This is a genomic window from Endozoicomonas sp. ONNA2, from assembly GCF_024606365.1.
Classification (GTDB): Bacteria; Pseudomonadota; Gammaproteobacteria; order Pseudomonadales; family Endozoicomonadaceae; genus Endozoicomonas.
Window position 1 is genome coordinate 1 of sequence record NZ_JAHHPO010000982.1, and the last position, 6,195, is coordinate 6,195.

General features: G+C 52.8%; 11 protein-coding genes and 1 pseudogene. 11 read left to right on the top strand and 1 reads right to left on the bottom strand.

What is annotated here, in order from left to right:
- Positions 1 to 293: 293 nt before the first annotated feature.
- The 3 genes and pseudogenes from KDK14_RS17350 to KDK14_RS21850 all read left to right on the top strand — a co-directional run bounded on the left by KDK14_RS17350 (position 294) and on the right by KDK14_RS21850 (position 2,303).
- Positions 294 to 1,452, top strand: a pseudogene (locus KDK14_RS17350) (N-6 DNA methylase).
- A gap of 469 nt (positions 1,453 to 1,921) precedes the next feature.
- On the top strand, positions 1,922 to 2,176 hold the full coding sequence (locus tag KDK14_RS17355) for a hypothetical protein (RefSeq protein WP_257266444.1): 255 nt from the start codon (positions 1,922 to 1,924) through the stop codon (positions 2,174 to 2,176).
- Positions 2,094 to 2,303, top strand: coding sequence for a type I restriction endonuclease (locus tag KDK14_RS21850; RefSeq protein ID WP_373691108.1), 210 nt, complete (start codon positions 2,094 to 2,096; stop codon positions 2,301 to 2,303). Before KDK14_RS17355 ends, KDK14_RS21850 begins: the two co-directional genes overlap by 83 nt.
- Here the strand turns inward: KDK14_RS21850 and KDK14_RS17360 are convergent.
- A complete protein-coding gene (locus KDK14_RS17360) occupies positions 2,201 to 2,479 on the bottom strand; it encodes a hypothetical protein (protein WP_257266445.1) in 279 nt (92 codons plus the stop codon). The two genes, KDK14_RS21850 and KDK14_RS17360, sit on opposite strands and share 103 nt — an antisense overlap.
- Positions 2,480 to 2,545: 66 nt before the next feature.
- On the opposite strand from KDK14_RS17360, the gene KDK14_RS17365 reads away from it, so the two are divergent.
- The 8 genes from KDK14_RS17365 (at position 2,546) to KDK14_RS17390 (ending at position 5,714) form a co-directional block, all read left to right on the top strand.
- Positions 2,546 to 3,208: a DEAD/DEAH box helicase family protein gene (locus tag KDK14_RS17365; RefSeq protein WP_257266446.1), complete on the top strand. Its 663-nt coding sequence runs from the start codon at positions 2,546 to 2,548 to the stop codon at positions 3,206 to 3,208.
- Entirely contained in the window at positions 3,201 to 3,725 is a 525-nt protein-coding gene (locus KDK14_RS17370; RefSeq protein WP_257266447.1) for a hypothetical protein, read from the top strand. The genes KDK14_RS17365 and KDK14_RS17370 overlap by 8 nt, the downstream gene beginning before the upstream one ends.
- The gene (locus tag KDK14_RS17375; protein ID WP_257266448.1) at positions 3,674 to 3,997 is read left to right on the top strand and encodes a hypothetical protein; all 324 of its coding nucleotides are present in this window, start codon (positions 3,674 to 3,676) and stop codon (positions 3,995 to 3,997) included. The genes KDK14_RS17370 and KDK14_RS17375 overlap by 52 nt, the downstream gene beginning before the upstream one ends.
- An 11-nt stretch (positions 3,998 to 4,008) precedes the next feature.
- Positions 4,009 to 4,104 carry a hypothetical protein gene (locus KDK14_RS21855; protein ID WP_373691106.1) on the top strand — a complete coding sequence of 32 codons (96 nt, stop codon included), beginning with the start codon at positions 4,009 to 4,011 and terminating at the stop codon, positions 4,102 to 4,104.
- Positions 4,101 to 4,229 (top strand): hypothetical protein, encoded by a 129-nt coding sequence (locus tag KDK14_RS21860; protein WP_373691107.1) that lies wholly within the window; start codon positions 4,101 to 4,103, stop codon positions 4,227 to 4,229. Before KDK14_RS21855 ends, KDK14_RS21860 begins: the two co-directional genes overlap by 4 nt.
- Positions 4,230 to 4,546: 317 nt before the next feature.
- Complete coding sequence (locus KDK14_RS17380) at positions 4,547 to 4,840, top strand: type II toxin-antitoxin system RelE/ParE family toxin (RefSeq protein ID WP_257266449.1); 294 nt, start codon at positions 4,547 to 4,549, stop codon at positions 4,838 to 4,840.
- A 9-nt stretch (positions 4,841 to 4,849) separates the two neighbouring features.
- Positions 4,850 to 5,164, top strand: a complete 315-nt coding sequence (locus KDK14_RS17385; protein ID WP_257266450.1) for a HigA family addiction module antitoxin — start codon at positions 4,850 to 4,852, stop codon at positions 5,162 to 5,164.
- A 220-nt stretch (positions 5,165 to 5,384) separates the two neighbouring features.
- A complete protein-coding gene (locus KDK14_RS17390; protein ID WP_257266451.1) occupies positions 5,385 to 5,714 on the top strand; it encodes a hypothetical protein in 330 nt (109 codons plus the stop codon).
- Positions 5,715 to 6,195 lie beyond the last annotated feature (481 nt).

Sequence of the window (6,195 nt, forward strand, 5' to 3'; positions counted from 1 at the left end):
AAAACCGGCGAGGGTTAATAGCCCTTCCAGGGTTCGAATCCCTGTCCCTCCGCCAAATCGACGATTACTACCTCTCACATGGCATTCTCCTTATGCGTCAGGTATGGCGGGGGTACTTCTCTAATACACATAGCGGTGAACCGGAAGGAGAGAAGGATGATGCCCCGAGAACAAGAGTTGCCTCAGGTGCCACTCGATTCACAAACCGAAGCATCTTTAATGATTTGCTGGCCCGTCTGCTGCGTTATTTCAACCGCTACAACCTGGGCAACCTGCACCTTTACAAGGCGGATATGCTGGGCGATGCCTACGAATACCTGATCAAACAGTTTGCCGACGATGCCGGTAAAAAAGGCGGTGAGTTCTATACCCCGAAGCCGGTGGTGCAGCTGCTGGTGCGGCTGCTGGACCCGCAGCCCGGCCACACGGTGTACGACCCTACCTTTGGCAGTGGCGATATGTTGGTGGAGAGCGCCCACCATGTGGCCGAACTGCCCGGCGGCCAGATCATGGGGCGGCCGAATGTGGCGCTCTATGGTCAGGAGCGCAACCCGGGCACCTGGGCCATCGGCAAGCTGAACCTCTACCTGCACAATATGAATGCCGACCTGCGCCGGGGTAATACCTTGGTGGAGCCGCTGCACCTGGAACAGGACAGTGTGCGTGTGTTCGACCGGGTGATTGCCAACCCGCACTTTTCCGCCAAACAGTGGCGGACGCCGCTGGAAGTCAACCTGAAAACCAAAGTGGGCAAAGACGGCAAAGAGAAAGAGGTGGCCCCCAACTACAAGAAAGAGGTCTACGGACGCTTCGGTTACGGTATCCCGCCCCGTGGCTATGCCGACCTGGTCTTTGTCCAGCATATGCTGGCCAGCCTGAAAGACGATGGTCGTATGGGGGTGGTACTGCCCCACGGCGTGCTGTTCCGTGGCGGCGAAGAGGGCAAGATTCGCCAGGGGCTGCTGAAAGGCACCCGCGAGCAGCCTGGTGATCGGATTGAGGCGGTGATTGGCCTGCCGGAGGCGCTGTTCTATAACACTGGCATTCCTGCCTGTGCTGGTTATCAATAAGCAGAAGCCCGCCAACCTTAAGGATAAAGTGATCTTTATTGATGCCAGCGGTGAGTTTGCCGAGGGCAAGAACCAGAACAGTTTGCGGGCGCAGGATATTGACCGTATTCATGAGGCGCATAGTGCTGCTTTTCATAATGGTGTGGAGGAAGAGAAATATTGTCGTCTGGTGCCGATGGGTGAGATTGCTGGTAATGATTACAACTTGAATATTGCGCGGTATATCGATACTTCGGAGGCAGAGGTGCCAGTGGATATTGCTGGGGTGCTTGGGCAGTTGGCAGTTATCAGTGGGCAGTTGGCAGAGGTGGATGCACAGTTGGATGGGTATTTGGTTGAGTTGGGGCTTGTGGCAACTGCATCTGACGTGGAGGTAGTGTGATGATCATGACTTCACCAAAAGAATTTACAAGCAGCCCGGTCGGCTCAATCCCTAGCGATTGGCAGGTACGTCGGTTAACTGAGTGTGCCAATATTGATTCGGATAATTTGGACACTAAAACTGCGGGGAACTTCACCTTCAGCTACATATCTCTGAGCGAGTAAGCAAATTCAGGGTTTTCTGATCGTTGTTCCGCCAAAAAAAGAGCAATAAGAAATCACCCATATCCTCTCAACCGTTGACCGTAAACCGGATCACCTCCAATCCCAAAAAGCCCAAACCCAGCAACTGAAAAAAGGCCTGATGCAAAAGCTCCTGACCGGCCAAATCCGCGTGCAGCCCGACCCGCAGGACAACTAATCATGGATAACCCGGAACTGGAAGGCGTAGAAAAACCCGCCATCGCCTGGCTGGTCATACACCCATCTCAGCGGTGCCGAGGTGGGCCGCCAGCAGGCGCACCGCCAATATGGCACCCATTCTGGAGGATGTGCTGGCTGAACAGTTGCTGCGCCTTAACCCGTGGCTGGCAACACTGCAAAAAGAGAGCGGCAACAGCCCCACCGCCACCGTCCTGCGGGAGCTGCGCAAATTCTGGCAGGAGAACCTGCTGGAAGCGAACCAGAACGCCTTGGGCGTCGGTGATTCATGGCAGCAATATCCCGCTCAAGGATGCCCGTGGCCGTGCCCACAGCGTCCGCTTTATGGACCAGGACAAACCTGATGCCAACCGCTTCCATGTGGTGGATCAGTACATTGGCAGCAACAGCGAGGGTGATGAGTTCCGGCCGGACCTGCTGCTGTTTATCAACGGCCTGCCCTCGAGTGCAAGGTCAGCCATATCAAACTGAGCAAGGGCATTAACCAGCTGCTCGCCTATCAGAACAGCCACCCGGGCCACTTTGTCTTTAACCAGGTCTGTGCGGCCATTAACCGTGGTCAGGCCCGTTACGGTGCTATCTACACGCCGAAAGCCTTCTACTTTCGCTACCGGCCAGACGATGCCGAAGAAGCCATCGTACGACAACGGCTTGGCACAGAACCCAGCGAACAGGATCGCCTGCTGTGGGCGCTGTTTGAGCCGACCCGCTTTGTGGAGCTGGTCTGCCAGTTTGTGCTGTTTGAAGTGGAAGACGGTCGCACCGTTAAAAAGCTGCCCCGTTACCAGCAGTGGCGGGCGGTGCGCAAGACCCTGGCACGGCTCACCAGGGCTGATCGCAACGGTATGATTGGTGGTGATGGCAGCGGCGGCGTGGTCTGTCACACCCAGGGCAGTGGCAAGTCCCTGACCATGGCTTATCTGGCCCGCTACCTGCGGGCCGAAAGTGTGGGCCTGAATAACCCCAGCATTCTGGTATTGACCGCCCTGGACCGGCAGATTTTCAACACCTTCACCAATATCGGCCTGCACCCGCTCAAGGCACCGTCGGTGGCGGGGTTACAGCAGATGCTGGGCAACGACTACGGCAGCATTTTCACCAGTACCGTACAGAAGTTTCAGGAGCACGATGGCAAACCCATCAAAGCCGCCCGGCAAGACCCGGAAGAAGACAGTGCCGACCACAAAACCCGTATCCGCGGGGTAGAAGACGGTGGCGACTATTTTATCTGTGAGGACAGCAACACTAACTTCGGCCAACTGGACGACACCGGCGCACCAATGCCATCGCTCTGGCAGGAGATCAGTCGGGAAAAGGTGGATTTTCTGGTGCTTTCCACCAAGCCCAACTTTTATGTGCTGGTGGCTGGTGGATGAGGCGCACCGCAGTCAGTACGGCTTTCTGGCGGCGTTTATGCGGGCCAGCCTGCCCAATGCCAGGTTTATCGCCTTCACCGGCACCCCCATTGCCAAACACGACAAAGACACCCTGCGGGAGTTCGGTGCCGGGGACTATATCGACACCTACCGTCTGGACGAAGCCGTGGCCGATAGTGCCACCCTGCCCATCAAATACCAGGAGGGCATGACTGAGCTGACCACTGATGCCCAGCTCGATAACGCCTTTACCGACACCTTCGGGCAGGAAGACGAAGGTCGCCAGGCGAAACTCAAACAGGCGCTGCTGAAGAGACGACGCACGGCAAGTGATCGTATCGAGGCCAATACCCGGCATCTGCTTGATCATTTTCTGTCGTCGGTGAAAGCCCGGGGTTCAAGGGGTTGCTGGTGTGCAACGGTCGGGAGATGGCAGTGCGTTATAAAGACACCCTCGACCGGCTTATGGCGCAACGGGCTGCCAATGGCGAGGAGACCTTCGAGAGCCGGGTGGTGATCTCCCTGGGCACTATCACCGAAAGCCGCACCGGTGCCGATCAGGTGCAGGAAGCCACTGGCCAATACCAACTGGATAAAAAATCGCTGCACACCATCGAGGAGCGCATCAAGGCAGAGCGCAATGCCGGTCAGGTGCCGGTGGCGGTACCCGGCGATGAGATTCCCGCGCTGGTCAACACCCTGTTCAAGAAACCCTACGGCGATGAAAGCCAGAATGCAGCAATGCGCCCGATGGCCAGGGCATCCGGTTTTGCAATATTGGCCTGCTGATCGTCTCCGATATGCTGCTGACCGGCTGGGATGCGCCCATTGTCAGCACCTTGTACCTGGACAAACCCCTGAAAGATGAGTGGCATTACCAAAACAACAGCCCATGACAAGTCGAAAGCCGACAATGACCCGCACCCGGGCACTACCGATTTTGCTGATGCAGCATTACCATCGGTTTGATTACCGGCTTTCCCTGCTGGAAATTCATAAACTGGCCCATCTCTTGCCATAAGTATTTGCACTTAAAGTATCGTGCTTATCAGTCTTTTCGCAGGTATGATTGAACAGGACATACAAGGCAGACTAATACAAAAACACACAACATAAAAATTAAGGAAACAGAATGGGTAAGCCTCTTCTCATTGCCAAGGTATTCTATTAAACAATTAACCGGCCTCTTAACCGGAGGCTGGTATCAAATCAAAATTTTACCAGCCCGGACTTTATCTCTGGCAGTATCTGCATTATTGATTCCCGTATTATTTGCAAAACTGGGCAGACAATGCCCCTCCTGTTAAAACCATCCTATAGCATGACATCCGTGCTATCATGTTCGTTTCTTTCAGAGATAAGGCCACTGAGGATCTGTTTAACGGCATCGCGTCCCGTCATGCTCGTAAAGCCTGTCCTCAGTCACTGTTACGTATTGTTCGCCGAAAGCTGGATCAGCTTGATTCGGCGGTATTGCTCGATGATCTGAAAGCACCACCGGGCAATCGGCTGGAAGCATTGACCGGGGATCGCAAAGGCCAATACAGCATCCGGCTTAACGATCAATACCGGATTTGTTTTGTCTGGAGCGACTCTGGTCCGGCTGATGTTGAAATCACGGATTACCATTAGGAGGCTATGATGACGCGTATTCCAACCAACCGAGCGCCCACTCATCCTGGCGAAATGTTGCGGGAGGAGTTTCTACTGCCAATGAACATCACCCAGCAAGAGCTTGCTACAGCGATTCATGTCCCTTATCAGCGGGTCAATGAGCTGGTCAATGGCAAACGGGGGCTTACCCCGAGTACAGCCCTGCGCCTTGCCCGTTTTTTTGGCATGTCCGCAGACTTCTGGCTAAACCTCCAGCAACGATGGGATCTGTTCAAGGTGCAACAGGCCGAGCAAGATGACATTGAGCGTATAGAGCCCGTCCAACAACAAAAGCAGGCCTGAAATTTTCGTCTTTATACCAGAGAACCACTGAAGGTTACTCTTCGATATCCGCTGCCTTCCCAACCTCTGCTGATTAACAGGCCGTGTCCAACAGAGTGTACTTGCAGGGCATTATGCTTCGATACGGTTTCAGGGGTAAAGATCATACCTGAATACCAGCCTTACCCAGAGAGAGCAATCTATAATATGCCGACACTATTGTTCTCTCAAGAGGTTAAAGATGAGCAGTCAAGAGCAAAACGGTCAGGTTGGTAAAGAGGAATACGTTTCTGAACTTTTATCTACTGGATTAGAAGGCTATTTCTTCAAATTGCAGTTTGCAATGTTACAAGAAATATTTCAAAACCCGATGATGATAATGCAGGGACTACAAAAAAAGACTGCAGATAATAGCTTGCAAGGCACAGATGAAAACGTTGACGATGCCAATGCTATTAGAGAAAAGCTTATCCTGATATTCAACAAGCTGGTAACCGAAAACCTGGAACTAAAACTCGAAAATGCCATCCTCCGAAATAGCGAGGCTAATGATACGAAAAATGTACCTTGAACCAGTAAAACCAACTGATAGCCTGCCCCTATGAGGCTGTCAGAGTATAGACTTCCCTACTGCGGTGGCAAGAAATTGGTCTAAAAATTCCGTTTTGTTCGTCAAATAACACCACTCTTCACCTCACAAAACGAAATTTTATCCTCAATTTTCTGCCAACCTCGCTACGTGGACGCCCAGTCGTGCGCTATTCTCGGACAGCCTCCTATTATGTTTATATTGTCTGCAGTTGAAACAAAAATTTACTGGCTCACAGGTAAACCTTCTCGATTTTGTGAAAAATACCCCACTGTCATAGCTTCTGGCAGAAAGAGCCTGTCTTCATCTTTTACTTCAGCCGCAACTTCAAACGGTACTAACCATAGTCTGAGCTTGTCATCAAAGTTAAGGCTATGCGGAATTGTTTCGCTGAACTGATCCGACTTGGGAATTGTCTTTTAATAAGTTCCCGATTTCTGTTCACCCTGAGCTTGTCGAAGGG

Coding starts and splice junctions, on each gene's coding strand:
- KDK14_RS17355 (WP_257266444.1), top strand. CDS start 1,922: ATGGCACCCATTCTGGAGGATGTGCTGGCTGAACAGTTGCTGCGCCTT.
- KDK14_RS17375 (WP_257266448.1), top strand. CDS start 3,674: ATGGCGCAACGGGCTGCCAATGGCGAGGAGACCTTCGAGAGCCGGGTG.
- KDK14_RS21855 (WP_373691106.1), top strand. CDS start 4,009: ATGCTGCTGACCGGCTGGGATGCGCCCATTGTCAGCACCTTGTACCTG.
- KDK14_RS21860 (WP_373691107.1), top strand. CDS start 4,101: ATGACAAGTCGAAAGCCGACAATGACCCGCACCCGGGCACTACCGATT.
- KDK14_RS17380 (WP_257266449.1), top strand. CDS start 4,547: ATGTTCGTTTCTTTCAGAGATAAGGCCACTGAGGATCTGTTTAACGGC.
- KDK14_RS17385 (WP_257266450.1), top strand. CDS start 4,850: ATGACGCGTATTCCAACCAACCGAGCGCCCACTCATCCTGGCGAAATG.
- KDK14_RS17390 (WP_257266451.1), top strand. CDS start 5,385: ATGAGCAGTCAAGAGCAAAACGGTCAGGTTGGTAAAGAGGAATACGTT.